The following is a 26067-nucleotide window of genomic DNA, read 5'->3' as shown; positions in this document are numbered from 1 at the left end:
AGACGCATCTTTGCGTCTCGTCGTTGAACGAAACCGGTCGAACGGCGCGGCCGACAAGACGCAAAGATGCGTCTTTACACAGCTTTTGACGCCTGACCGCCCCCAAGTCCTCATCTAACACCTGCCACCTAAAAACTCACCACTACTATGGCCGCTGAACTGCTCCGCCCCCACGCCGAAGACCTGTACGCTGAAGAGCTGGCGGCCCTCAAAGCCACCGACGACCGGCCCAAGCCGCCCGGCTGGCAACTCTCGCCCTGGGCCGTGGTGACCTACCTGCTGGGCGGCAAGCTCGATAACGGGTTTGAAATCGAGCCCAAGTACATCGGGCAGCGGCGGCTGATGGAAATTGCCGTGGCCACGCTGGCCACCGACCGCGCCCTGCTGCTGCTGGGCGTGCCCGGCACGGCCAAAAGCTGGGTGAGCGAGCACCTGACGGCCGCCATCAGCGGGCACACCAACTTGCTGGTGCAGGGCACGGCCGGCACCGCCGAAGACAGCCTGCGCTACTCCTGGAACTACGCCCGCCTGCTGGCCGAGGGCCCTTCGCTGGGGGCCCTGGTGCCCAGCCCGCTCTATAAAGGCATGGAAACCGGCCAGCTGGTGCGCATCGAGGAGCTCACCCGCATCCCGTCCGACGTGCAGGACACGCTGCTGACCATGCTCTCGGAAAAGGTGCTGCCCATCCCCGAGCTGAGCACCGAAATCCAGGCCACGCAGGGCTTCAACGTGATTGCCACGGCCAACGACCGCGACCGGGGCGTGAACGAGCTGAGCAGCGCCCTGCGCCGCCGCTTCAACGCCGTGGTGCTGCCGCTGCCGGCCACGCTGGCCGAGGAAGTGCACATCGTGCAGACGCGGGTGGCCCGGCAGGGCCAGGCCCTGCAACTGCCGGTGGAGGCCCCGGCGCTGGAGCAAATCAGCCGCCTGGTCACCATCTTCCGCGAGCTGCGGTCGGGCCTGACGGAGAACGGCAAAACCAAGCTCAAGTCGCCCACCGGCACGCTGAGCACCGGCGAGGCCATTTCGGTGATGAATTCGGGCCTGGCGCTGGCCGCCTACTTCGGCGACGGCACCCTGCGCGCCCACGACCTGGCCGCCGGCCTGATGGGCGCCGTCATCAAGGACCCCGGCCCCGACCGGGTGGTGTGGCTGGAGTACCTGGAAACCGTAGTAAAGGAGCGCGACGGCTGGAAGGATTTGTACCGCTCGTGCCGGGAGGTAGTGGAGTAGGGTATTTCAATTCAAAACTTACAATTTATCTTGTCCCATGGAGAATAACATAGGAGGCGAATCAGGTCAAAATTATTTCGATATAGTTTTCAAAAATATTCGCGTAGATTTTGAAATTGCTATGCGTGCCGCACGATTTGCCAGCGGCAAATATTCCGGTTCAGAAGATAGCCTTAAGGAAAGATACTTTGCAATACAACAGCTTCATGGCATCATTTGGAAATTCAAATGGGAGCTTAGTATACTACGTCATTTTTTTAGACATGAGGTTATTACAAGTGCTATCAGGTGGGGTAACAGTGTGCAAAATGACTTTAAACCTATCATGTTGCCAGATGCAAATAAATCAATAACTTTCGAAGATAGCTTTTTCACAACTCCCTACTATGATATGATTCTATCAGGCTATTCCTCAATGTATCATAAGATTGAAGCATTAGTCGAAATGCTAAAGAAGCATTCTAAAGGGGAGTCTTTGGGAGTGCTTTATTCTAATAACCAATTCGTTGATTATGAACCTATACTTAATGAGGAAGATATTACATTTAACGACCTCGCGCAGATTGGCAGCAAATCAAAGACGTATCATAAGCGCATTCATATTATCAAAGAAATTAATAATAGATCAAAGCATCAAGCAGGATATTTAAAAAATTCGAAAGATATTCTTTTAGAATACATGCCTAACATAGACACGGCCGATAAAATAAATCCTCCTATAGAACAATTTTATTATGATTTCTGGTATACTGAACAATATTTATCATCGATATCTTCTCTTATAAGCATGGCATACAGTGTTGCTGCATTAGATGCGGAGATAAGAGACACAGCCGAAGATACCATTCCATTTCCGCAACAAGAAACGAAAGAAAATTACATGAATAAATTACACAATGCCAGAAGCTCTACCAGAGATGAATTACATACACTCGCTGCTGCGTTCAAAGCTGGAGAAATATTTAAAAGAACTGCTTAGCCTAATAATATTAATCGGCCTGTGCTAATTCAGGCAGCTATCATAATCCCAATAGCGCTAGCTACCTCGCCAAACCCCCACCCCATGCCCACTTTCCCTACCCTAATCACCCGCCTCGATGCGCTGCTGCGGCAGTACCGGCCCGCCTACCACGCGGCGTTGCGGCCACCCGTTTCGGCGGCGGCGGTGGCGGCCTTCGAGGCGGAGTTCGACCTGCGGCTGCCGGCCGGGCTGCGCCAGTGGCTGGACTGGCACGATGGGCAGCCGCCGGAGCTATTCGAGGCGCTGGTGGGCATGTACAGCTGGCCGTCGCTGGAGGATATGGCCGCCACCATGCGCATCAACCGGGAACTGCTGGCCGATGGCGACTTCGCGCCTTATTGGTGGCAGCCCGCGTGGCTGCCGTTTCTTACCAACGGCAGCGGCGACCACCTCTGCCTCGACCCGGAGGGCACTTTCACCGGCCGGCCCGGCCAGCTTATCGAGCACTGGCACGACGGCCCGGAGCGCACGGTGGTATTTCCCAGCCTGTCGGCCTGGCTCGCGGCCGTAGTTCAGGCCTACGAAGCGGCCGTTGTGGGCCAAAAGCGCCTCACCGACGAGCAGGCGGAGGACCTGGAACTGAATTCACCGGCTGGCTTCCCGCTGGAGTTCAGGGCGGAATAGTTTGTAGCGGTAGGGTGCGGGGTAACCGAAGGACAGCGAAGCTAAGCCCCGCACCCTACAAAGCGCTGCATAACGCCAGTTACTAATGCACTTTAAACCGCAACGTATGCAGCATCCGTTTTGGGGTCGGGTAGAGGAAAGCTGGGCTGGATTGGTAGCCGAGCACGACGTCGTATTGCCCGGTTTCGAGCAACCCGTGGAGGTATTCCTGGGCGAGGAGCTGGACGACGAGGACGAGGAATACGCTCCGACCCCGGCCCAGCTCGATGCCTATGCCGCGACTTTGCAGGCCTTTATGGGGCGGGCTTCTGAGCAGCTGGCCGATTTGAAGGAGCAGTCCTTTGCCCGGTACCAGCGCGTGTACGCCCGCTGGTACGAAAACCCGGCCCAGTCGGGCGAGCCGGCGCTGGGGCTGACCACGGCCGCCGCCCACGCCGGCTACCTGTCCGGAATCAAGTACCTCCGGGTTACCGACGAGCAGACCCTGCGCCTGGTGCTGAGTTACGAGCTCGACCCGGAACACGGCCTGGAAGCCAAATTCGTAGCCAACGTGCTGGTAACTATTGGCGGCATTGCCGATACCTAAACCGTTTCTGCGCTTTTTCCTTCAGCTTTTGTAGCTTATTTTTCAGGAAGCAGAAAATAAGCTACAAAGCGGCAGGTTCTTCTTTGATAGGAAAGCGCCCTGTAATCCATTCCAGTGTCGCCCTGCGCCTCCAATCTATTAACCGATGCTGCCCGCCGGTGTTGCTGCCGGCCGAAGCTCCGCGGTATCTTGCTTCTTTATATCCTCTTCCTTTTGTTATGCCAGACCCAATTACGGCCATTGAGCAAGCGTATAACTTCGAGCTGCCAGCGCTCTACAAACGGCTGTACCACGATGGCATGCTGGATTGGGGGAATGCGCAACCCAACTGGCACGCAAATGTGTTTCCCCTTTTGCGAAAGAAGCCGCCCATGCTGCTTTTCGCGCAGGATTTCGAGCTATACGCCCCCGAAACGGTACCGGCCCTGTTGTTAGAGCAGGAGGACTGGGGCTCTGCTTACCAGTTTGTGCCACTGGGCCACACGGGCGGCGGCGATTTGTACGCCTTCTGCCCCACCCTGGCCACCAACGGCGAAACGCCCATTACCCTGTCGCGCCACGACAGCAACGAAACTACCGTGCTGGCACCTTCACTGGCAGCCTTTATCTTCCGGGAAATGCTGGCGCGGGCCACCTCATTCGACGAGTACGACCTGGCGGGCTACGCCGGTTTCGAAGACCTGCGGGCCGATTTGCAGCGCGCCGCCCAATCCATCAGCCCCTACCTGAAACCGGAATGGAATACGCTACTGGCCGAGGTATACGCCCGGCCGCTTCGGCAGGAAACGGTGGTGCTGCCCCGCCGGCAGTATACCATTGATGCGCTGCTGCCAGAGGCGGAATTTGAGGAAACAGTGCGGCGGGAAATGCCATTCGAACACTTAGACCACACCTTCGAGCATTTCCCGGAGTAAGCGGCTCATAGGTGCCGGGATACAGGTAAACAAGCTACTAAAACAACATCGGCCATGACAAGACGCGACGATGCGTCTCTCCATCTGGCGACTCATACGGTTTGCTAAACTCCTATAAGTGCTTATTCTGAATTACACCGACATCTCTTTCGGCTCAATCCATTAACTGTCAAAACAAAAGCTACTAGCTATCGGCTGAAAGCTAATGGCTAAGCACTTAAATCACCCACCATGCTTTTGCACCGCCTCACTGATTCCATCTTTGAAATCACCGATTTTTTGTCGCCCGCTGAGTGCACCGAGCTTATTGCTCGCAGCGAACAGCTGGGCTACACCGAAGCGGGCGTGAACACGGGCAGCAGCGCCCAACTTATCAAGGGCATTCGCAACAACTACCGGCTGGAATACCCCGCTGCCGAGCTGGCCGAAACCCTGTGGCAGCGCCTCCGGCCCTTACTGCCCGTCGAGCCCGACGGTGCCCCCGCCGTGGGCTTGCACGAGCGGCTACGGTTCTACCGCTACGACGTAGGCGAGCGGTTCAACAAGCACAAAGACGGCCGCACTCACTTAAGCGCCGACGTGGCCAGCCGCTGGACTTTTCTGCTGTATCTGAACGCGGATTTCATGGGTGGGGAAACGGAATTTGAAGCTCTTACCGTGGCTCCCCGGCGCGGGGCCGCGCTCTGCTTCCGGCATGAGCTGCGGCACAAAGGCTGCGCCGTAACAAGCGGGCGCAAATACGTGCTGCGCACCGACGTTCTTTTTCAGGGCGAGTAGCGCCGTCATTCCACCTCCGCTTTTAACTGCCCGCCATGCCCACCGACCTGCGCCTCTTCGGCATCCGCCACCACGGCCCCGGCAGCGCCGCCAGCCTCGTGGCGGCGCTCGACGCTTTCCGGCCCGATATCGTGCTGCTGGAGTGCCCCGCCGATGCCGAAGCGGCCCTGGCCACCGCTACCCACCCCGAGCTAGTGCCGCCGGTGGCCCTGCTGGTGTACAACCCCAGGCAGCAGGGCCAGGCCTCGTTTCTGCCCTTTGCCGAGTTCTCGCCCGAGTGGCAGGCCGTGCAGTGGTGCGCCCGCCACGAGGCCCACGTGCGCTGCATGGATTTGCCGATGAGCCTGCGGTTTGGTACCTCCCCCCCCGGCTCCCTCTCCTCAGGAGAGGGGGAACCAGTTTCGCCCACTTCCGAACTGGAACCGGCCGAAAAATCGGCTGGCTCCCCCTCTCCTGAGGACAGGGGGCCGGGGGGTGAGGTCGACCTGGAAACCGACCCCGTGGCCTACATTGCCCGGCTGGCCGGCTACACCGACTCGGAGCAGTGGTGGGAAACCCACCTGGAGCACGCGCCCGGCAACGCCGACACCTTCGCCGTGGTGCTGGAGCTGATGACGGCCCTGCGCGAGGAGCTGGCCCGGCCCGAAACCGAGGAAACCCTGCTGCGCGAGGCCTTCATGCGCGAAACCCTGCGCGCCACCCTGGCCCAGGGCTACCAGCGGGTGGCGGTGGTGTGCGGGGCCTGGCACGCGCCGGTAGTGCGCCCCGAGCTGCTCAAAAAGGAAGACAAGGCCCGGCTGAAAGGCCTGCGGAAAGTGCCCACCGAAACCACCTGGATTCCCTGGACCTACGAGCGGCTCTCGTTCAGCTCGGGCTACGGGGCGGGCGTGCTCTCGCCGGCCTGGTACGAGCTGCTGTTTGCCCAGCCCCGCGCCGAGGTGCTCACCCACTGGATGGTGCGCGCCACCCGCCTGCTGCGCGAGCAGGACGTGGCAGCCTCCTCGGCCCACGCCATTGAGGGCGTGCGGCTGGCCTCGGCGCTGGCCGCCGTGCGGGGGCTGGCCCTGCCGGGCATTCAGGAGTTGCAGGAAGCCGCCGTGGCTTTGCTGGGTGGCGGCTACGCCGAGCCGCTGGCCCTCGTGCACCAGGAGCTGGTGATTGGCGTGAAGCTGGGCGAAGTACCCGCCGGGCTGCCCGCCACGCCCTTGCAGCAGGACCTGGCCCAGCAGCAAAAAACCCTGCGCCTCAAGCCCGAGGCCCTGCCCAAACCGCTGGATCTGGACCTGCGCCAGCCCGCCCAGCTCGACCGTAGCCACCTGCTGCACCGCCTGCGCCTGCTCGACATCAACTGGGGCGAGCCGGAAGCGGTAGCGGGCAAGAGCGGCACCTTCCACGAAATCTGGCGCCTGCGCTGGGACCCCGAGTTGGCGCTGGCCGTGGTTGAGGCCGGCCGCTGGGGCAACACCGTGCTGAGCGCCGCCGCCGCCCGCGCCACGGCCCGGGCCGCCGAAGCCACCAGTCTGGAAACCGTGAGCGAGCTGCTCGAACAGGCCCTGCGCGCCGACCTGGGCCCGGCCATTCCGGCGCTGGTGGCCCGGCTCGAAACCATTGGGGCCGACACCCGCGACGTAACCCACCTGCTGGCCGCCCTGCCCCCGCTGGTGCAGGTGCTGCGCTACGGCAACGTGCGCCGCACCGACACGGCCCAGGTGGCCCAGGTGGTGCGGCAGCTGGTGCCGCGCCTCTGCATTGGCCTGCCCGCCGCCGGCACGGGCCTGGACTACGACGCGGCCCGGCCGCTGCTGGCGCGCATCGAGGCCACCCACCAGGCCATCCGGCTGCTCCAGGATGCCGAGCACGAAGCCGACTGGTACGCCGCCCTGGCGGCCGTGCGGCGCAACGCGGCCAGCAACGGCCTGCTGGCCGGCGCCGCCGCCCGCCTGCTCTTCGATGCCCAGCAGGCCCCGGCCGACACCACGGCCCGGGCCCTCGGCCTGGCCCTGGCCCCTGCCCAGCCCACCGACTACGCCACGGCCTGGATTGAGGGCTTTTTGCGCGGCAGCGGCCTGCTGCTCATTCATCACCGGGAGCTGTTTGGCCTGCTCGATACCTGGCTGGGCGGCCTGGCCGAGGATGCCTTCCGCGAAACCGTGCCGCTGCTACGCCGCGCCTTCACGAATTTCTCGCTGCCCGAGCGCCAGCAGCTGCTGGAGCTGGCCACCCACGCCGAAGCCGCACCCGTGGCCGATTCCGCCTCTGCCGGGTTCAACTGGGGCCGCGGCAGCCGGGTACTGCCGGGGCTGCGGGCGCTGCTGACTCCCGCCGAACCAGCCCTCTAACGCAACCAACCGGTCAACCAACCAGTGGAAACTCCTCCCGTCTTCTTCTATAATCCGAATGCGTACAAGCTCGGCATCATCGAAGCACAAACCATTGTGTGTGAATGCTGCGGCAAAACGCGGCCCTTTCGCTACACGGGGAATTTGTATTGTGAAGCCGACCCCGATGACCTCTGCCCCTGGTGCATTGCCGACGGCACGGCCGCCGCGAAGTACGACGGCTCATTCGTGGCCGATTTCGAAGGCATAAATCCCAATCCCAATGAAGCCAGCGTCCAGCTCTCCGCTGCCTCCACGGCACAGGTCAGCAGCCGTACGCCGGGCTACGCTTCCTGGCAGGATGATGTCTGGCTGGGGCACTGCGGGGAGGCCTGTATTTTCCTGGGCTACGTCGGCAGCCAGGAGCTGGCCCCCATCTGGAACGAAGTGCAGCCCGATGCCGTGGCCAGCGGCTGGGGCGAGGAAAACATCCGGGACCATATGCACAAGGACGGCAACATGACCGGCTACCTGTTCCGATGCCAGCACTGCGGCCAGCACCGGCTCCACGTCGACGCCAATTGAGGATAAGCAAACAACGGTTTATTGCTTGCTCTCAGTCGCCAACTCAATCTTCTCCCCTCCCTTTTGCAGCTGCCTGCTGCAAAACTTTCAGCTCCCTTCCCATGTCCACCACTCAAACCCGCTGGAAACTCGTGCTGGGCAGCGCCGCCGACGCGGCCAACGCCGTGCCCCTGCCGCCCGACTACGGCCGCATGGACGACGTGCTGACCGCGCTTTATGACGGCGACAAGGCGGAGCGCAAAGCCGGGCTGGGCGGCTCGGCTCCGCGGGTGAGCCGCTGGCTGGGCGACATCCGCGAGTACTTCCCCACCGAAGTAGTAGCCATCATGCAGCAGGACGCCATGACGCGCCTGGGCCTGAACCAGCTGCTACTCGAACCCGAAATTCTGCGCACCGTGCAGGCCGATGTGCATCTGGTGGGCACGCTGCTGTCGCTGAGCCGGGTGATGCCGCAGAAGGCCAAGGCCACCGCCCGCGAAGTGGTAACCAAAGTGGTGCGCGAGCTGGAAAAGAAGCTGGCCAACCCCCTGCGCCAGGCCGTGCAGGGCGCCCTGAGCCGGGCCGTGCGCAACCCCCGCCCCCGCTACCGCGAAATCGACTGGGGGGCCACCATCAAGGCCAACCTGCGCCACTACCAGGCGGCGCACAAAACCATCATTCCGGAGCGACTGGTGGGGTTTGGCCGGCGCGGGCAGGCCCTGAAAGAAATCGTGCTGTGCGTAGACCAGAGCGGCTCGATGGCCTCGTCGGTGGTGTACGCGGGCGTGTTCGGGGCGGTGCTGGCTTCGTTGCAGGCCGTGAAAACCCACATGGTGGTATTCGATACCGCCGTGGTGAACCTGAGCGAAAACCTGCGCGACCCGGTCGACCTGCTGTTCGGCGTGCAGCTGGGCGGCGGCACCGACATCAACCTAGCCCTCAGCTACTGCCAGCAGCTCATCACCCGCCCCACCGATACCATCCTGGTGCTCGTCACGGACCTGTACGAGGGCGGCAACGAGCAGGAGATGCTAAAGCGGGCGGCCGCGCTCAAAGCCTCCGGCGTAAACCTGGTGGTGCTGCTGGCCCTCAGCGACGACGGCGCCCCCAGCTTCGACCGCCGGGTGGCCGGGCAGCTGGCCGCGCTCGACATTCCCAGCTTCGCCTGCACGCCGGCCCGTTTCCCGGACTTGATGGCCGCCGCCATCCAGGGGCAGAAGCTGGAAGCCTGAATAGCCTGACCCCAAGGGTTGCAAGGCAGAATGCCATTACTTAGTTAAACAAACGCATAAGCTGGTTTTCACAGTCAACCATCCGGTTGACTGAAGGCGCAGACAGCACGTTCTACTTTATGCCACTGGCAGCGTGAAGCAGAACGTGCTGCCCGCGCCCAACTCGCTTTCCACCCACAGCCGGCCGCCCTGGGTGGCAATAAACTCGCGGGCGATGCTCAGGCCCAGGCCCGAGCCGCCGCGGTAGCCGCTGGGGTCGGGCAGTTGGGCGAAGCGCTGGAAGATGCGCTCGTGGTGCTCGGCGGCAATGCCCGGGCCGTGGTCCTGCACGCTCACCTGCACTTTGGGGCCGCGGGCATCGGCGCGCACCAGCAGCGCCTGGCCGGGCGGCGAGTAGCGGATGGCGTTGGCCAGCAGGTTGATGAGCACCCAGGTGGTTTTCTCCACGTCGGCGCGGGCGGCGGGCAGGTTGGGGGCCAGTTGCAGGTCGAGGTGCAGCTGCTTGTCGGTGAGCTGGGCCTGCACGGTGGCCGTGGCGTAGCGCACCACATCGGCCAGGTTGGTGGGTTGCAGGTCGAGGCGGATGCCGGCGCCGGCGTCGAGGCGCGAGACGTCGAGCAGCTCGCCCACCATGCGCTGCAGGCGCTGGGTTTCCTGCCGGATGCTGGCCGTCACGCGCTGGCGCTCATCGGCCGGCAGGCGCTCGTCCTGGAGCAGGCGCAGGTTGATGTTCATGCTGGAAAGCGGCGTTTTCAGCTCGTGCGAAACGGTAGCCAGGAAGTTGGACTTCACCTGGTCGAGGCGCTTGAAGTCCGACACGTTGCGCAGCGTCAGTATCTGGCCCGCAAATTCCTTCTGGTTCAGGGCCTCGTTGAAGGAAAGCAAATCCTGCACATCGAGCCGGAAATAGGCTTCCTCGCCGCGCTGGGTGATGTGCAGCAGCGGCGCCTCGGCGGCCCCGCTCCCACTGCCGCCGCCCCTGGCGCCGGCTGGTTCCAGGGGCCGCAGCAGGGTGCGCACCAAATCGTTTTCGCGGGCTACCTCCTCGGCGGGGCGGCCCAGCAGCTGGCTGGCTTCGAGGCCCAGCAGCTCGCAGGCCACGGGGTTGGCCAGCAGAATGGTGCGGTGCTGGTCGAGCAGCAGCAGGCCCTCATCGAGGCCGTTGACGATGCTGGCGGCGCGGTTGCGCTCGGTTACCAGTTGGGCCAGGGTGGAGTTGCGGTACTCGTTGAGCTGGCCCAGCAGCTGATTAAAGGCCCGCGCCACCTGCCCGAACTCGTCGGTACTCTCGACCGGAATGGTGGCCGAAAAGTCCTGGTTCGTAGCGTGTTCGATGCTGACGGCCAGCCGCCGCAGCGGGGCCACAGCGGCGGCCGGCACCCGCACCACAAACGTGAGGGCCGTGAGCACGCTCAGCCCGATAACGGCCAGCAGGTAGTAGCCGGCGCGGGTGGCCGTGGCCGTGGCCCGGTCGTTGTTGGCTTGCAGCGTCGTGATGTTGAGCTGCACCATGCGGTGGGTCTGGCCGCGCAGCTGCTGCACCACGGCCCCGCGGCCGGCAGCCCCGGCCGCGTCGGTGAGGCGCTCGTAGCGGGCCAGGTTTTCGGTCAGGCTGTCCACCACCTCCTGCTCGCCGGGCTCGGTGATGTTGCCGGCCTCGCGGGTCAGGCTTTCGCGGAACCGGGCCAGCTCGGCGGCCTCGTCGGGCCGCTGGGCCAGCCCGTCGAGGGCGCGCAGCATCTGCTGGCCCAGCTGCACGCTATAGAAGTTGTCCTTCAGAATGCTTTTGGCGCTCTGGTCGAGTTGGCGCACGGTGTAGAAGGCGTAGCCGCCCAGGGCCAGCAGCAGGGCCAGCAGCGCCAGAAACCCCAGGGTGATTTTGGTTTTAAAGGTCATGGTTGGGGGCTTTGGTTTCCTGGGGAGTTGGTAAAAGGTTCGTCATGCTGAGCGCAGCGCAGCGGAGTCGAAGCATCTCTACCGCAATGGTAAGCCTGTCGCTTGGTTACCGCTACAACGAAGCGGTAGAGATGCTTCGACTTCGCTGCGCTGCGCTCAGCATGACGGTCTTCTTTCTCTCACGTCTCAATACTACCAATCAATACGTCACCAGGTACATGTCCATGTCCTGCTCCAGCCGGGCTACGGCGCGGATGAGGTCCTGGGTGATGCCGCGGCGGCTCAGGCGCTGCCAGGCGGTTTTGTCGCCCGTGATGCCGCACATGAGCAGGGTGGCTTCCTTTTCGCGGGCGACAGTGAGCACCGCTGAAACCACGTCGTCGCTTTTCACGCGCAGAATCTGGCCGCCCAGCTCGGTGGCCAGTTGCAGGTTGCGCAGCAGGTGGCGCTGGGTGGCCAGGTTGATGCGGTCGGCGGCTTCGCGGCGGGTTTGCACATACAGCACGTACCAGGTGGCCACGCCCAGCTGCTGGGCCAGGCGCGAGGCTTTGCGGATGATTTCGCGGGCGGCCGGCTCGTTGGTGTTGATGCAGGCCAGCAGGCGGTCGGCGTTGCGGCGCACTGCCGGCACGGGGTCGGCGCCGCCGGCCTCGGTTTCCACCTGCTGGCCCAGCAGCTGGGCCACTTCGCGCACGGCCAGCCGCCGCAGCTGCAAGAGGTTATCGGCCCGGAAGAAGTTGTTGAGCGCCACCGGCACCTTGGCCGGGTCGTAGATTTTGCCTTCTTCGAGCCGGGCGCGCAGCTCGCCCACGGTCAGGTCCACGTTCACCACCTCGTCGGCCTCGCGCAGCACCTGGTCGGGCACCCGCTCGGTTACGTCGGTGCCGGTTATTTTGAATACCTGGTCGTGCAGGCTTTCCAGGTGCTGCACGTTGAGGGCCGTGAGCACCGAAATACCGGCTTTGAGCAGGTCTTCCACGTCCTGCCAGCGCTTTTCGTTTTTCGAGCCGGGCACGTTGGAGTGGGCCAGCTCATCGACCACCACCACGGCCGGCCGGCGCTGGATGATGGCCTCCAGGTCCATTTCTTCGAGCGCCCGGCCCTTGTAGAACAGCGTTTTGCGGGGCACCTCGGGCAGGTCGCGCACCTGGGCCACGGTTTCGGGGCGGCCGTGGGTTTCCACGTAGCCCAGTACCACGTGCACGCCCTGGCGGCGCAGCTCGTGGGCTTCCTGCAACAGGCGGTAGGTTTTGCCCACCCCGGCGGCCAGGCCCAGGTACACCTTCAGCCGCCCGCGCCGCCGCTGCTGCACCAGGCGCAGAAACCGCTCGGCCGACTCGTCGCGCTCATCCATTTTTTTAAGCTTTTAGCTGATAGCTGCTGGCTGTTAGCTTTTTTGGGCGGTAGGGAGGAAAATAGAACGAGTCATGCTGAGCGAAGTCGAAGCATCTCTACCGCTTCGTTATAATGCTACTTTACTGTTAGGGTTAGCATTGCAGTAGAGATGCTTCGACTTCGCTCAGCATGACTCGTTCTTTTCTCTTATTCAAACAACTCAGAAAGACAGCGCGATGCTGCTGGTGAGGTTGCCGTAGCTGTCGGCGTTGCGGCTGTTGCGCTGCTCGAAAATGGGCCGTCTGGCGTCCATCAGGCGGCCTTCTACCCGAACTACCACGTTGGCCGCGGGGGCGTAATCAAGGTTGAGCGAGGCCGCTTTTACCCGGAAACCGGGGTCGCCGGGGCGCGGCGAGCCCGACCCGATGAGCACGCCGCGGTCGGCGTGGTAGTACTCGGCGCGGGCCGTGGCCGACCATTGCGGAGCCAGCTGGTAGCGCACGAAGGCCGCGCCGGTGTGCCAGGTATCGGCCTTGCCGCCGCGCCGCTCGCTTTCCTGCTTGCCCACATCAAACACCAGCGCCAGACTCAGGCGGCTCGTGGCGGCGTAGGTGGCGTAGAAGTTGTGGAAGTAGCGGCGGCGGCGCACCGAGTCCGGGGGCTGCTCGTTGCCGTAAAAGGTGCTGGAGTTGATGAGCAGCTTGGCCGTGGGCCGCCACTGGAGTTGCGTACCGAGGGCCTTGCCCTGGTTGGTTTCGCGGATGTTCTGCCAGCCGTTGAGCACCAGCCCGGTGAGCGTGAGCCTGGGGGCCACTTCGTAGGTGAAGCGCGCGCCGGCCTCGTAGTAGGGCGAGTTTTCGGCCATCAGCGAGCGGGTCAGCGTCCAGTTGTCCTTGCTCAGGGCCGACTCAAACCCGATGTGCGAGGCGAAAATGCCCACGTCGAGCCAGGCTTTGTTGAACGGCCGGAAGCCGGCGTAGCCCTCGTAGATGTGCCGCAGCACCGGGTCTTCGGCCGCGTAGTTGGCCGACGGGTACGAGCCGGCGTGCAGCCCGATGGCCCCGCGCACCTGCCCGTTGTCGTAGCGCAGGCCCACCAGGCCCTGGTTGATGGTGAACTCGTTCTGGCGGTTGTGCGAGTACAGAAACGCGGGCCGGGTGTTGGTGGGCGCGTACTTGAAATCGTAGCCGTAGTAGCCGTCCACGAAGCCGTAAACCGTGAGTGGATTGGGCGCCGCCGAGTCGGCGGGGGCGGCAGTAGTCTGGGCCGAGGCCCCGCCGGCGGCCAGCAGGGCCAGGCTCAGCGTGAGAAGTGCTTTCATTTTTTAGCTACTAGCAGTTAGCTGATGGCTGCCCGTCTTTTCCGGTCGATTTCTCTGCGAAAAAGGCGGGAAGCTATTCAGCGGTTATTTCAGGGAATCCAGGGCCAGGTTGAGTTGCAGGACGTTGACTTTTGAAGGGCCGAGCAGGACGAAAATGGGCTCCTGCACGTGGGCGGCCACCAGGGCCCGCACCCTGGCCACGGGCAGGCCGCGCAACCGGGCCACGCGCGCTACCTGGGTGTAGGCCCCGGCTGGCGAGAGGTGCGGGTCGAGGCCCGAGCCGCTGGCCGTGACCAGCTCCACCGGCACCTGGCCGGGCCGGATGGTGGGGTTTTGCTCCAGGAAGGCCGCCACGCGGGTGTGCACTTCGGCCAGGTAGGCGGGGTTGCTGGGGCCTTTGTTCGAGCCGCCCGAGCCGTCGGCGTGGTAGTCGACGGCCGAGGGGCGGGAGTTGAAGTACTCGGGCCGGTCGAACTTCTGGCCCACGTTCAGAAAGCCCACCACCCGGCCCTTATGGGCAACCTGCACGCCCTGGCCCTGACCGGGCGCCACCTGGGCCGCGCCCCACACCAGGGCCGGATACACGCCGCAGCACAATACGAGCAGGGCCAACGTCAATCGAAAAGCGGAAACGAGGTTGTTTTTCATGATCTTGAAACTGAGCGGCGCAAGGCCGGAATAAATGACGGGCCGGCGCCTACCGGCCGGCTACAGTTCTTATTGCCAATCCCGGCCCGATTCCCCGTCGGCACAGCCGCCGGGCGGTGTTCAGGCTGATTATCAGCTCGAAAGGATTACCAGCCGGTGCCAGGCAATTGGCAAGGGCGGCCCGAACCGGGTCAGAATGACCCGGCGGGGTAGTCAGAACGGCTTGGTGGAATTACACGAACAGCCCTACCACCAGGTCAATCAGCTTGATGCCGACGAAGGGCGCGACCACGCCGCCGAGGCCGTAGATGAGCAGGTTGCGGCGCAGCAGCGCCGAGGCGCCCACCGGCTGGTAGGCCACCCCGCGCAGGGCCAGCGGCACCAGCGCCGGAATCAGCAGGGCGTTGAAAATCACGGCGCTCAGGATGGCCGACTGCGGCGAGTGCAGGCCCATGATGTTGAGCGCCCCCAGGGCCGGAATGCCCACCATGAACAGCGCCGGCACGATGGCAAAGTACTTGGCCACGTCGTTGGCGATGCTGAAAGTCGTGAGCGTGCCGCGGGTCATGAGCAGCTGCTTGCCGATTTCGACCACCTCAATGAGTTTGGTGGGGTCGTTGTCGAGGTCGACCATGTTGCCAGCTTCTTTGGCGGCCTGGGTGCCCGAGTTCATGGCCACGCCCACGTCGGCCTGGGCCAGGGCGGGCGCGTCGTTGGTGCCGTCGCCCATCATGGCCACCAGGCGGCCCTGCTCCTGCTCGCGCCGGATGTAGTGCATCTTGTCCTCGGGTTTGGCCTCGGCGATGAAGTCATCAACGCCGGCCTTTTCGGCAATAAACCTGGCCGTGAGCGGGTTGTCGCCGGTCACCATTACGGTTTTGATGCCCATGCGGCGCAGGCGCTCAAACCGCTCCTGAATGCCGGGCTTGATGATGTCCTGGAGCTCCACTACGCCCAGCACCTCGTCGTTCTGGCTGAGCACCAGCGGGGTGCCGCCGTTGCTGGCCACCGTGGAAACCCGGGTGGCCACCTCGGCCGGATAGGTGCGGCCGGCGGCTTCCGAGAGGCGGCGGATGGCATCGGCGGCGCCCTTGCGCAGGCTGGTGCCGTCGGAGAGCGTGACGCCGCTGCTGCGGGTTTCGGCCGTGAACTTTATCAGCTCGGCCCCGGCCAGGCGGGTTTGCAGCTGGGCGGGGTCCACTTTGTTGTCGCGGGCCAGCTCCACGATGCTCTTGCCCTCGGGCGTTTCGTCGGTGAGCGAGCTGAGGGCGACCAGTTCCGTGAATCGCGTCATGGCCACGCCGGGCGCGGGCCAGAAGTGGGTGGCCTTGCGGTTGCCGATGGTGATGGTACCGGTTTTGTCGAGCAGCAGCACGTCGATGTCGCCGGCCGTTTCCACGGCTTTGCCGCTCTTGGTGATGACGTTGGCCCGCAGCGCGCGGTCCATGCCGGCAATGCCGATGGCCGAGAGCAGCCCGCCGATGGTAGTCGGAATCAGGCATACAAACAAGGCAATGAACGAGGCCACCGCAATCGGCGTTTTGGCGTAAGCCGCGAAGGGCTGCAGCGTGAGGCAGACGATAATGAAGACCAGCGTAAAGCCGGCCAGCAGAATGGTGAGGGCAATTTCGTTGGGCGTCTTCTGCCGCGAAGCCCCTTCCACCAGCGCAATCATCTTATCCAGAAACGACTCGCCCGGCTCGGTGCTCACCACCACCTTTATGCGGTCGGACAGCACCCGGGTGCCGCCCGTGACGCTGGATTTGTCGCCGCCGGCCTCGCGGATAACCGGGGCCGACTCGCCGGTAATGGCCGACTCGTCGATGGTGGCCAGCCCCTCCACTATTTCGCCGTCGGTGGGGATGATTTCGCCGGCTTCGACCAGGAAAAACTGGCCCTTGCGCAGCTGCGACGACGATACCCGGCTTTCGGCGCCGCGCTCATCGATGAGGCGGGCGGGGGTTTCTTCGCGGGTTTTGCGCAGGCTTTCGGCCTGGGCCTTGCCCCGCGCCTCGGCAATGGCCTCGGCGAAGTTGGCGAACAGCAGCGTGAGCAGCAGGACGATAAACACGGTGAAGTTGTAGCCAAAGCTGCCCTGCGCGGCATCCGGCCGCACGAGCAGCCCGAGCGTGACGAGCAGCATCACCACAGTGCCCAGCTCCACGGTAAACATGACCGGGTTGCGCACCATCACCCGCGGGTCGAGCTTGACGAAGGCCTGCTTCACGGCCTGCCCCACCAGCGCGGATTGGAACAAAGAATTTTTAGTAGACATGGGATTTTGAGGAGCTAGGAGTTAGAAGCTAGGAGCTTGGAGCTAGAAGTTGTAGCGCATAAAGGGCAGTTGCAGCCAGGAATAGAAAAGCAGGTTTTTACCGTATTAATACCGCTCTTCTAGCTCCTAGCTTCTGGCTCCTAGCTTCTTCATTAATAAATGCTGAAATGCTCGGCCAGGGGGCCCAGGGCCAGGGCGGGGAAGAAGGCCAGGGCGGCGATAATCCAGATGACGAAGAAGACCATCAGGCCGAAGGTGGCCGTGTCGACGCGCAGGGTGCCGGCGCTTTCGGGGGTGTACTTTTTGCGGGCCAGCAAGCCTGCTATGGCCACCGGGCCGATGATGGGCAGAAAGCGGCTCAGCAGCAGAACCACGCCGGTACTGATGTTCCAGAAGGGCGTGTTGTCGCCGAGGCCCTCGAAGCCCGAGCCGTTGTTGGCGGCGGCCGAGGTGTACTCGTAGAGCATTTCGGAGAAGCCATGGTAGCCGGGGTTGGCCAGCCAGCCGGCGTATTCGGTGGGGTTGCCCACGTAGAGGTGGGCGGCCAGGGCCGTGCCGGCCAGAATCATCAAGGGGTGCAGCAGGGCCACGATGAGGGCAATTTTCATCTCGCGGGCCTCAATCTTCTTGCCCAGCAGCTCGGGCGTGCGCCCCACCATCAGCCCCGAAATGAACACGGCAATGATGACGAACACGAAGAAGTTGAGCAGGCCCACGCCCACCCCGCCATAAAAGGCGTTGGTCATCATGCCCAGCATCTCGCTCAGGCCCGAAATCGGCATGTGCGAGTCGTGCATGGAGTTGACCGAGCCGCACGAGATGATGGTGTTGGTGATGCCCCAGTAGGCCGAGGCGGCCGCGCCCAGCCGGATTTCCTTGCCTTCCATGGCGCCCAGGTGCATGTCGGCGCCCATCCGGGCAATGGCGGGGTTGCCCTGCATCTCGTAGTAAACGGTGGGGGCCAGCAGCAGGAAGAAACCGGCCGTCATCACCCCGAATACCATATAGGAGAGCCGGCGGCGCCTGAGGTAGAAGCCCAGGGCAAACACCATGGCCATCGGAATCAGGACCAGCGCGAAGTTCTCGACCATGTTGGTGAGGTAGGTCGGGTTTTCGAGCGGGTGGGCCGAGTTGGCCCCGAAGAAGCCGCCGCCGTTGGTGCCCAGCTCCTTGATGGCCACCATGGCGGCAACCGGGCCGCGGCTCACGGCCGTGGTGTCGCCCTGCAGCGTGATGAGCGGCTGCTTGCCGGCAAACGTCATGGGCGTGCCCTGAAACACGAGCACCAGCGCCACGAGCAGCGAAATGGGCAGCAGCACCCGCGTGAGGCTCTTGACGAAGTAGTCGTAGAAGTTGCCCAGCTTGTCGGTGCTGCCTTCCTTGAGGGCGTTGAACACGACCACGCAGGCGGCCATACCGGTAGCGGCCGACACGAATTGCAGGAACATAATGACCACCACCTGCGAGAGGTACGACAGGCCCGACTCGCCCGAGTAGTGCTGCAAATTGCAGTTCACCAGAAACGAAATAGCGGTGTTAAACGCCAGATCGGGCGCCATTGAGGGGTTGGCGTCGGGGTTGAGCGGCAGGCTGCCCTGGGTGCAGAGCACGAGCAGGGCGAAAAGAAACCACACCAAGTTGATGGTGAGCAAAGCGCCCAGGTGCTGCTGCCAGCTCATGCCCCGGCCGGCATCGATGCCGCCGGCGCGGAACAGCAGGCGCTCCAGGGGCGCCAGGAAATCGGACCAGTTTCGGTCGCCGCGGTACACGGTGGCCAGGTAGCGGCCCAGCGGAATGGCCAGCAGCACCGTCGCGCCGAAGATGACGGCAATGCCAAGAAGTTCAGACATATCAGTTGGTAGTTGGCGGTTTTTGGTTGTCAGTTTTCAGTAGGATGCGGGTTGCGCGCTGGCAACTGAAAACTGGCAACAGAATTAGAATTTTTCCGGGCGCAGCAGCACGTAGCCGAGGTAGGCGAACGTGGCCAGCCCGAGCAGCAGCAGGGCAATCATCATGGCGAGGGAGCGGGTTAGATGTGGTCGAAAAAGTCGACCGATTTGTAGAAGAGCCAGAAGCCGGCAAGGCCGGTGGCCGTCAGCAGCGGAAGCAGCAGGGCAGCAGACATAGGGAAGCGTTGAATTTGGTGTGCCAGCCCGCTTGCCAATCCCGGCCCGGTTTCGGCACCGGGCCACTTGTGGGGGCCTATCCAACTGTTTATCAGGCCCAAATTTTATTCCCCGCCCCGGCGCGGCTGGCCCGCACGCAAAAAACCGGGTCGTTCTGACCCGGTGCGGTGGTCAGAACAACCCGGCTGGGGGGGGTGGCGGGCGCGTCCCAGGGCTGAAGCCCTGGGCTAGTTAGCGGAGCAGGTTGAGCGCTACGTAGCCTAGGGTTTTAACCCTGGGACACCTGGGAAGCTGGCGGATTAAAGCCCATACTCCTGGATTTTGCGGTACAGCGTTTTGGTGCCGATGCCCAGCTGGCGGGCGGCTTCCATTTTGTTGCCGCCGGTTTCGTGCAGCACCCGGGCAATCTGCTGCTTTTCCATCGTGCGCAGGGTGCGGTCGTCGGCGTCGGCAGCCGTGGCGGGGTCGGGCTGGAAGTGGTGGAACTCGGCGGGCAAATCGTCGGTAGTCAGCAATTCGCCGTCGGCCAGAATCACGGCCCGCTCCAGCACATTGCGCAGCTCGCGCACGTTGCCGCGCCAGTCGTGGCGGCGCAGCTGCTCCAGGGCCTCGGGCTCCAGGCCGCGCAGACGGCGGCCCAGCCTGGCGGCGAAGAACTGAAGGAAGTAATCGGCCAGGATGGGCACGTCGGCGCGGCGCTCGTTGAGGCCCGGCACCGGCACCGTGAACACGGCCAGCCGGTAGTACAAATCGGGCCGGAACTGGCCGGCGGCGGCTTCCTGTTGCAGGTTGCGGTTGGTGGCGGCCACCAGTCGCACGTCCACGGTGGTGGGCCGGGTGTCGCCGAGCTTGGTGAACTGCCGGGTTTCGAGCACCCGCAGGAACTTGGCCTGCACGCTCAGCTCCAGCTCCCCGATTTCGTCCAGAAACAGCGTACCGCCATTGGCGGCTTCCAGCAGCCCCTTCTTATCGGCCAGCGCCCCCGTAAAGGCCCCTTTCTTGTAGCCAAACAGCTCCGACTCGAGTAAATCGCGGGGGAAGGCCGAGCAGTTGACGGCTACAAAGGGCTTGCCGCGCCGGGCGCTGGCCTGGTGGATGGCCTGGGCAAACAGCTCCTTGCCGGCCCCGGTGGGGCCTTCGAGCAGCACGGTGCTGTCGGTGGGCGCCGCGCGGCGGGCCAGGCGCTGGGCCTCCCGCAGGGCCGGCGAGTTGCCAATCATACTTTCGAAAGTGTACTGGGCGCCCACCTGCTGCTCCAGCTCGGCCACCCGCCGCCGCAGCCGCGCCTTTTCCACAGCCCGATCCACGACGACCACCAGCTGGTCGTCGGAGTCGCCCTTGGTCAGGTAGTCGAAGGCGCCCTCGCGCATGGCCCGCACGCTGTCGGGAATGGTGCCGTAGGCCGTCAGCAGGATGACTTCGGCCAGGGGAGCCTTGGCCCGGTAGCGCGGCAGCAGGTCGAGGCCGTAGCCGTCGGGCAGCTTCACATCAGACAGCACCACCAGCACCTCGTCGGCGTGCTGGGCCAGGTCTTCGAGGCCCCGGCGGGCGTCGGGGGCCTGGCGCACGATGTAGCCCTCCAGCTCCAGCATGCGGGCAATGGCCTGGCGCAGCGGCGCTTCGTCGTCGATGATGAGCAGGGTTCCGTCGGGCATGGGGCTGAGGGCGCGGGTGGGTGGTGGGCGGGGCCGGTTTCGGTTTCCACGGCCGGAAAGCTACTCAGTTTACCCTTCACTCGGCCTGCCGACCGAGCATGCCGGCACCGGCCGTAGCCCCCGGTCAGGCCGCGGTATTTTCTACAGCCCTGAGCTTTAGCAGCAATGCCGGCAGAAAGTTGAACCTGCCGGATTTCGTCGGCTGGCTTTCCTTATACCCCTACCAGCCACAGCGAAACCGGCGCACGCCCCAACCATCCCGCAGCCCGGGCTACGCCGTGTTCAGCCCGTAGCGCAGACCCCAGCCGGCCGGCACGACGGCGGCCTGGGCGGCGGCGGCCGCAGCGGGCTGCTCGGCGGCGGGCAGCAGCTCGTTGGCCGTGGGCTGCCCGGCCAGCCAGCTGTCCAACGATTCGATGGTGGTGGTGGCAATGGACGTCAGCGCCTCGCGGGTCAGGAAGCCCTGGTGGCCGGTGACCAGCACGTTGGGTTGGGCCAGCAGTTGGGCCAGCAGCACATCGGGCAGCAGCTTGTGCGAGTGGTCGTTGAAAAACAGGCCTTTTTCGTGCTCGTACACATCGAGGCCCAGATAGCCCAGGTGGCCCGATTCCAGCGCCGCCAGGGCCGCCTCGGTGTCCAGCAGCGCGCCGCGGCCCGTGTTGATGAGCATGGCGCCGGGCCTGAGGCGGGCCAGCTGGGCTGCATTGAACAGATGCCGGGTGGCGGGCGTGAGCGGGGCGTGCAGGGAAACCACGTCGGCCCGGGCGCACAGCTCATCCAGCGGCACGTACTCCAGGCCGTAACGCCGGGTCAGCTCGGCGTCGGGCTCGATGTCGTGGCCCAGCAGGCGGCAGCCGAAGCCGTGCAGCAAACCCGCCAGCGTGCCGCCGATGGTGCCGCAGCCCACAATGCCCACCGTTTTGCCGTGCAGATCGAAGCCGATGAGGTTATCGAGCCGGAAGTCGCCGCGGCGCACCTGGGCGTCGGCCTGGTGCAGGTGGCGGTTGAGGGCCAGCATCAGGGCCAGCGCGTGCTCGGCAATGGCGAAGGGCGAGTAGTGGGGCACAGTGGCCACGCGCAGGCCCAGGCGGTGGGCGGCGGCCGAGTCCACGTTGTCGTGGCCGGCGGCGCGCACCAGCAGGTAGCGCACGCCCAGGGCCCGGAGTTTTTCGAGCACCGGCGCCGAGGCATCATCGTTCACAAAAACCGCCACCGCCGTGCTGCCAGCGGCCTGCTCGGCGGTTTCCAGCGTCAGGGCCGCGCCCACGAAGTGGCAGCGGTAGCGGTTTTGGGCCGCGGCAGTAAGGTAGGGCTGCTCGAAGGGGTAGGCGCTGAAAACGGTGATGGTGATGGTCATGGCAAACAGAAAAGAAGGTGGGGCACCCGAAGCAGGCCGCCGGGCAAAGCCGGCCGGCTGCCGGGCCCTACAAGAGTACGCCGTCTGCTCCGCGGTTTAGTTGAGCAACGTCACGCCCCCGGCATGACGTTGCTCATGGTATTTGCGGCCCGCGGCCCGGTTCTTTGTCACTGCCACTGTTCCTACTTCAGGCCCCGCCGCATGACTCCTTCGCTGCTGATTCTCACCGATTTCTTCCGCGCCGCCGACCAGGCCCTCGACTACGCCACCAACCTGGCCGAGCCGCTGGGCGCCCGGCTGGTGCTGCTGCACGTGCGCCGCAACTCCATCCTCGACCCGGAAATGTTCACCGGCGAGCTGTCGGACCTGAGCAGGGAAGCCACCACGCTGGCCCTGAGCCGGGTGGCCGACAACCTGGCCATTCCGGTGGTGGCCGAAATCGGGCACGGCCGCGTGGCCTTTGCCGTGGCCGATGCCGTGAGCCGGCACCAGCCGCTGCTGGTGGTGCTGGGCCGGCCCGACTACTCGGCCACGCCCGACAAGCTGGTGCAAACCACCGCGCTCGACATCCTGCGCACCGCCCCCTACCCCATGCTGATTGTGCCCCACACGGTGGCCAGCAGCCAGCTGCCCCGGCGCGTGCTGCTGGCCGTCGATGGCGACGATTTCACGCTGGGAGCCCATGCCGGGGCCTTTCGGCAGCTGCTGCACCTGCTGGGCGCCGACCTGACGGTGCTCCACGTAACGCCGCCCGATGCCGCCGCCGCGCGGGTGGTGTCGGAGCAGCAGGTGCTGGACTCGGTGCGGCGCACGGGGCTGGGCATCGATTTGCCGGCCCCCATCCGCTTCCAGGGCACGGTGGCCGCCCGGCCGGCCGACGGTATTTTGCAGGCCGCCCAGGCCCGCGACACCGACCTGGTGGTAGTGCTGGCGCGGCCGCGCAGCTTCTGGGGGAAGCTGTTTCATAACAGCGTAACGGCCCAGGTGCTGCTGCACAGCACCGTGCCCGTGCTGGTGCTCCCGACGCTGGCCTGATGCCCCGCACCTTCTCCTGCTAAAACCCCCTCGCCCATGAACGAAGCCCTGCAACAAAGCCTGGATGAAAACGCGAAGCAGTGGCAGGCGCTGTCGCTCACGATTTCGACCACGGAGAAAGCGGCGTTTGCCACCCGGCACGACCTGCTGTTTATCGCGCACGGCGCCAGCTTTATGGCGCACGTGTACCGCACGGCCTTCGAGCAGGTGCTGGAGCACACGCCCGACGAGGAGCGCCGCAAGCTGCTGGCCGCCCTGCATAAGGCCATGGAAGGCGCCATTGCGGCGCGCTATTCCACGCACCCTTCCAAGGCCGAGTGCCACGCCTGCCACGCCCGCCTGCTGCTGCCCTAGAGTTGTGGACAGTTGGTAAAAAGAACGTCATACAGAGCGCAGCGAAGCATCTGGCGTACTGACGTTGCAATAGTAATCCAACGTTAGCACGCGAGATGCTGCGCTGCGCTCTGCATGACGTTCTTTTCGCTGTTTCAAACTGCAACTGTCCACGCGCTCCAGCCCACTCCGGCCCTTGTCGATGCCCTATTACCAAACCCCCGTGGCCGAGGTGGCCGCCGCGCTGGCTACCTCGCCGGCCGGCCTGAGCGCCGTTGTGGCCGGCCAGCGCCTGGCCGAGCACGGGCCCAACGAGCTGAGCGGTTCCCGCCAGAAATCGGTCTGGCAGCTGCTGCTCCACCAACTGGCCGACGTGATGATTCTGGTGCTGCTGGCCGCCGCCGGCGTGTCGGTGCTCATTGGCGAGGCCAAGTCGGCCTACGTGATTCTGGCCATTGTGGGGCTGAACGCGGTTATTGGCTTCGTGCAGGAGTACCGGGCCGACAAGGCGCTGGAGGCCCTGCAACAACTGGCCGCCAGCCACGCCCTGGTGCTGCGCGACGGCCTGCCGCAGCAGGTGCTCACGGCCGCGCTGGTGCCCGGCGACGTGGTGCTGCTCGAAGCCGGCAACGTGCTACCGGCCGACGTGCGCTTCCTGGAAACCCACGCCCTGAAAGTAGACGAGTCGTCGCTGACCGGCGAGTCGCGCAACGTGGAGAAAACCGTGGAGGCGCTGCCGCCCGGCGACTACGCGCTCGGCGACCGGCTGAACCTGGGCTATAAGGGCACCTCGGTTACCAACGGCCGGGCCACGGCCTACGTGGTGGCCACCGGCATGGCCACCGAGCTGGGCAAAATTGCCACCCTCATCCAGACCAAGGAAGTGGTGACGCCGCTGCAAAAGCGGCTGGGCACGCTGGGCAAGCGCCTGTCGGGGGCAGTGCTGGTGGTGGCGGCCCTGTTTTTTGCCGTGGGCTGGCTGCGGGGTGAGCCCTGGCAGGACCTGCTGCTGGTGGCCATTTCGCTGGCCATTGCGGCGTTGCCCGAGGCGCTGCCGGCGCTGGTTACCGTGTCGCTGGCGCTGGGCGCGGGCCGGCTCATGCAAAGCCACGCCCTCATCCGCAAGCTGCCGGCCGTCGAAACGCTGGGCTCGGTCACCTACATCTGCACCGACAAAACCGGCACGCTCACCCTCAACCAGATGACGGTGGAGGACCTCTACGAAGCGCCGGCCGAAACGCTGCCCGGCCTCGGCGGCCACAACCCGCTGCTCGCGGCCCTGGCCCTGAACACCGACGCCACCTGCGGCCCCGACAAGCAGTGGCTCGGCGACTCGACCGAGGTAGCCCTGGCCCGATACGCGGCCGGGCACGACTACGCCCGCCCGGCGCTGGAGGCGCAGTTTCCGCGCCTGGCCGAGCTGCCCTTCGATTCGGAGCGCAAGTGCATGAGCACGCTGCACCAGACCCCGCAGGGCGTGCTGGTGCTCACCAAAGGGGCCGCCGGCTCGTTGTATCAGCAGCTTGCGGCCAGCCAGCAGGCCAGCCTGCCCGAGCTCAAGCGCCGGGTGGATGCCCAGGCCGCCCAGGGCTACCGGGTGCTGGCCTACGGGGCCCGGCTGCTGCCCGAACTCCCCGCCGACCTCAGCCCGGCCACCATCGAAACCGACCTTACCTTCCTGGGCTTTGCCAGCCTGATCGACCCGCCCCGTGAGGAGGCCCGCCAGGCCGTGGCCGAGTGCAAAACGGCCGGCATCATCCCCGTCATGATTACCGGCGACCACAAGCTTACGGCCCAGGCCATTGCCGAAAAGCTGGGCATCATTTCGTCGGAACAGGAGCTGGTGCTGACCGGCCCCGAGCTGACGGCGCTGGACGAGCCGGGCTTTGCGGCCGTGGTGGAGCGGGTGCGGGTGTACGCCCGCGTCGACCCGGCCCAGAAGCTGCGCATCATCCGGGCTTTGCAGGCCCGCCACCAGTTCGTGGCCATGACGGGCGACGGGGTGAACGACGCGCCGGCCCTTAAAAACGCCGATATCGGCATTGCCATGGGCATCAACGGCACCGAAGTAGCCAAGGAGGCGGCGGCCCTGATTCTGCTCGACGACAACTTTGCCACCATCGTGGAGGCCGTGCGCCACGGCCGCCGCATCTACGACAACATCCTCAAGTTTATCCGCTACCTGCTGGCCGGCAGCGTGGGCGAAATTACGGCCCTGTTCTGCGCGCCCTTTTTTGGCCTGCCCGTGCCGCTGCTGGCCATTCATATCCTCTGGATCAACCTGATAACCGACGGGCTGCCCGGCCTGGCCCTGGCCTACGAGCCGGCGGAAAAGAGCACCATGCAGCGCCCACCCATAGCTCCGCGGCAGACCATTTTTGCCGCCGGGCTGGGCTGGTTTATCCTGGGTATCGGGCTATTGATTGGGGGCCTCACCATCGGCATGCAGGCCTGGGCCATTGCCCGGGGCCTGCCGCACTGGCAAACCATGGCCTTCACGGTGCTCTGTTTCAGCCAGCTGGGCCTGGCGCTGGCCATCCGCTCGGGCCGCGAATCCATTTTCAGTATCGGCCTGTTATCCAACAAAGCCATGCTGGGGGCCGTGGTACTCACCGTGGGGCTGCACCTGGCTATTATCTACGTACCTTTCTGCAACGAGCTGTTTAGCACCCAGCCGCTTACCGTAGCCGAGCTGGCCATTGCCGCGGCCGTGGCCAGCGTGGTGTTTGGGGTGGTGGAGGTGCAGAAACTTATTATCCGGCGCCGGCCGTAGCGGGCTTCCCGGTTAGGGTGTCGGTGGCCTGTCTGCTTTCCCGC

At 64.5% G+C, this 26067-nt stretch carries 21 protein-coding genes; 12 read left to right on the top strand and 9 right to left on the bottom strand.

What is annotated here, in order from left to right:
* The first annotated feature begins 147 nt into the window (after window positions 1–147).
* The 9 genes from BMY67_RS07815 (at window position 148) to BMY67_RS07780 (ending at window position 9269) form a co-directional block, all read left to right on the top strand.
* Entirely contained in the window at window positions 148–1233 is a 1086-nt protein-coding gene (locus BMY67_RS07815) for an ATP-binding protein (protein ID WP_092770202.1), read from the top strand.
* Window positions 1234–1270: 37 nt separating this feature from the next.
* Window positions 1271–2212 carry a hypothetical protein gene (locus BMY67_RS18900; RefSeq protein ID WP_143069738.1) on the top strand — a complete coding sequence of 314 codons (942 nt, stop codon included), beginning with the start codon at window positions 1271–1273 and terminating at the stop codon, window positions 2210–2212.
* 84 nt (window positions 2213–2296) lie between these two features.
* Window positions 2297–2878, top strand: coding sequence for an SMI1/KNR4 family protein (locus tag BMY67_RS07810; RefSeq protein ID WP_092770200.1), 582 nt, complete (start codon window positions 2297–2299; stop codon window positions 2876–2878).
* Window positions 2879–2984: 106 nt separating this feature from the next.
* Window positions 2985–3464, top strand: coding sequence for a hypothetical protein (locus tag BMY67_RS07805; protein ID WP_143069737.1), 480 nt, complete (start codon window positions 2985–2987; stop codon window positions 3462–3464).
* 218 nt (window positions 3465–3682) lie between these two features.
* Window positions 3683–4378, top strand: coding sequence for an SMI1/KNR4 family protein (locus tag BMY67_RS07800; RefSeq protein WP_092770196.1), 696 nt, complete (start codon window positions 3683–3685; stop codon window positions 4376–4378).
* Between the two features lie 231 nt (window positions 4379–4609).
* Window positions 4610–5155, top strand: a complete 546-nt coding sequence (locus BMY67_RS07795) for a prolyl hydroxylase family protein (protein ID WP_092770194.1) — start codon at window positions 4610–4612, stop codon at window positions 5153–5155.
* A gap of 35 nt (window positions 5156–5190) precedes the next feature.
* The gene (locus tag BMY67_RS07790) at window positions 5191–7494 is read left to right on the top strand and encodes a DUF5682 family protein (protein ID WP_092770192.1); all 2304 of its coding nucleotides are present in this window, start codon (window positions 5191–5193) and stop codon (window positions 7492–7494) included.
* A gap of 24 nt (window positions 7495–7518) precedes the next feature.
* Complete coding sequence (locus tag BMY67_RS07785; RefSeq protein ID WP_092770190.1) at window positions 7519–8058, top strand: CbrC family protein; 540 nt, start codon at window positions 7519–7521, stop codon at window positions 8056–8058.
* Between the two features lie 101 nt (window positions 8059–8159).
* Window positions 8160–9269, top strand: coding sequence for a VWA domain-containing protein (locus BMY67_RS07780; protein WP_092770188.1), 1110 nt, complete (start codon window positions 8160–8162; stop codon window positions 9267–9269).
* Between the two features lie 117 nt (window positions 9270–9386).
* Here BMY67_RS07780 and BMY67_RS07775 read toward each other — a convergent pair whose 3' ends face one another.
* The 9 genes from BMY67_RS07775 to BMY67_RS07735 all read right to left on the bottom strand — a co-directional run bounded on the left by BMY67_RS07775 (window position 9387) and on the right by BMY67_RS07735 (window position 21882).
* The gene (locus BMY67_RS07775) at window positions 9387–11165 is read right to left on the bottom strand and encodes a HAMP domain-containing sensor histidine kinase (RefSeq protein WP_092770186.1); all 1779 of its coding nucleotides are present in this window, start codon (window positions 11163–11165) and stop codon (window positions 9387–9389) included.
* A gap of 199 nt (window positions 11166–11364) precedes the next feature.
* Entirely contained in the window at window positions 11365–12519 is a 1155-nt protein-coding gene (locus tag BMY67_RS07770) for a histidine kinase (protein WP_092770184.1), read from the bottom strand.
* 201 nt (window positions 12520–12720) lie between these two features.
* Window positions 12721–13821 carry a porin gene (locus BMY67_RS07765; protein ID WP_092770182.1) on the bottom strand — a complete coding sequence of 367 codons (1101 nt, stop codon included), beginning with the start codon at window positions 13819–13821 and terminating at the stop codon, window positions 12721–12723.
* A gap of 84 nt (window positions 13822–13905) precedes the next feature.
* Window positions 13906–14469: a potassium-transporting ATPase subunit KdpC gene (kdpC, locus tag BMY67_RS07760; protein ID WP_092770180.1), complete on the bottom strand. Its 564-nt coding sequence runs from the start codon at window positions 14467–14469 to the stop codon at window positions 13906–13908.
* 232 nt (window positions 14470–14701) lie between these two features.
* Complete coding sequence (kdpB, locus tag BMY67_RS07755) at window positions 14702–16744, bottom strand: potassium-transporting ATPase subunit KdpB (RefSeq protein ID WP_092770178.1); 2043 nt, start codon at window positions 16742–16744, stop codon at window positions 14702–14704.
* A gap of 152 nt (window positions 16745–16896) precedes the next feature.
* Complete coding sequence (gene kdpA, locus BMY67_RS07750) at window positions 16897–18594, bottom strand: potassium-transporting ATPase subunit KdpA (RefSeq protein ID WP_092770176.1); 1698 nt, start codon at window positions 18592–18594, stop codon at window positions 16897–16899.
* Between the two features lie 84 nt (window positions 18595–18678).
* Window positions 18679–18756, bottom strand: a complete 78-nt coding sequence (locus BMY67_RS19835; RefSeq protein ID WP_394333366.1) for a potassium-transporting ATPase subunit F — start codon at window positions 18754–18756, stop codon at window positions 18679–18681.
* Between the two features lie 413 nt (window positions 18757–19169).
* Window positions 19170–20525, bottom strand: coding sequence for a sigma-54-dependent transcriptional regulator (locus tag BMY67_RS07740; RefSeq protein ID WP_092770172.1), 1356 nt, complete (start codon window positions 20523–20525; stop codon window positions 19170–19172).
* 271 nt (window positions 20526–20796) lie between these two features.
* The gene (locus tag BMY67_RS07735; protein ID WP_245744949.1) at window positions 20797–21882 is read right to left on the bottom strand and encodes a 2-hydroxyacid dehydrogenase; all 1086 of its coding nucleotides are present in this window, start codon (window positions 21880–21882) and stop codon (window positions 20797–20799) included.
* A gap of 201 nt (window positions 21883–22083) precedes the next feature.
* Here BMY67_RS07735 and BMY67_RS07730 point away from each other — a divergent pair, with 201 nt between their 5' ends.
* From BMY67_RS07730 to BMY67_RS07720, 3 genes are all read left to right on the top strand, one after another.
* Window positions 22084–22917 carry a universal stress protein gene (locus BMY67_RS07730; protein WP_177189743.1) on the top strand — a complete coding sequence of 278 codons (834 nt, stop codon included), beginning with the start codon at window positions 22084–22086 and terminating at the stop codon, window positions 22915–22917.
* Between the two features lie 36 nt (window positions 22918–22953).
* Window positions 22954–23271 carry a hypothetical protein gene (locus tag BMY67_RS07725; protein ID WP_092770168.1) on the top strand — a complete coding sequence of 106 codons (318 nt, stop codon included), beginning with the start codon at window positions 22954–22956 and terminating at the stop codon, window positions 23269–23271.
* A gap of 181 nt (window positions 23272–23452) precedes the next feature.
* Window positions 23453–26023, top strand: a complete 2571-nt coding sequence (locus BMY67_RS07720) for a cation-translocating P-type ATPase (RefSeq protein ID WP_092770166.1) — start codon at window positions 23453–23455, stop codon at window positions 26021–26023.
* Window positions 26024–26067 lie beyond the last annotated feature (44 nt).

This window comes from Hymenobacter actinosclerus (assembly GCF_900111515.1).
Lineage (GTDB): Bacteria > Bacteroidota > Bacteroidia > Cytophagales > Hymenobacteraceae > Hymenobacter > Hymenobacter actinosclerus.
This window is presented reverse-complemented; position numbering and strand designations above follow the sequence as displayed.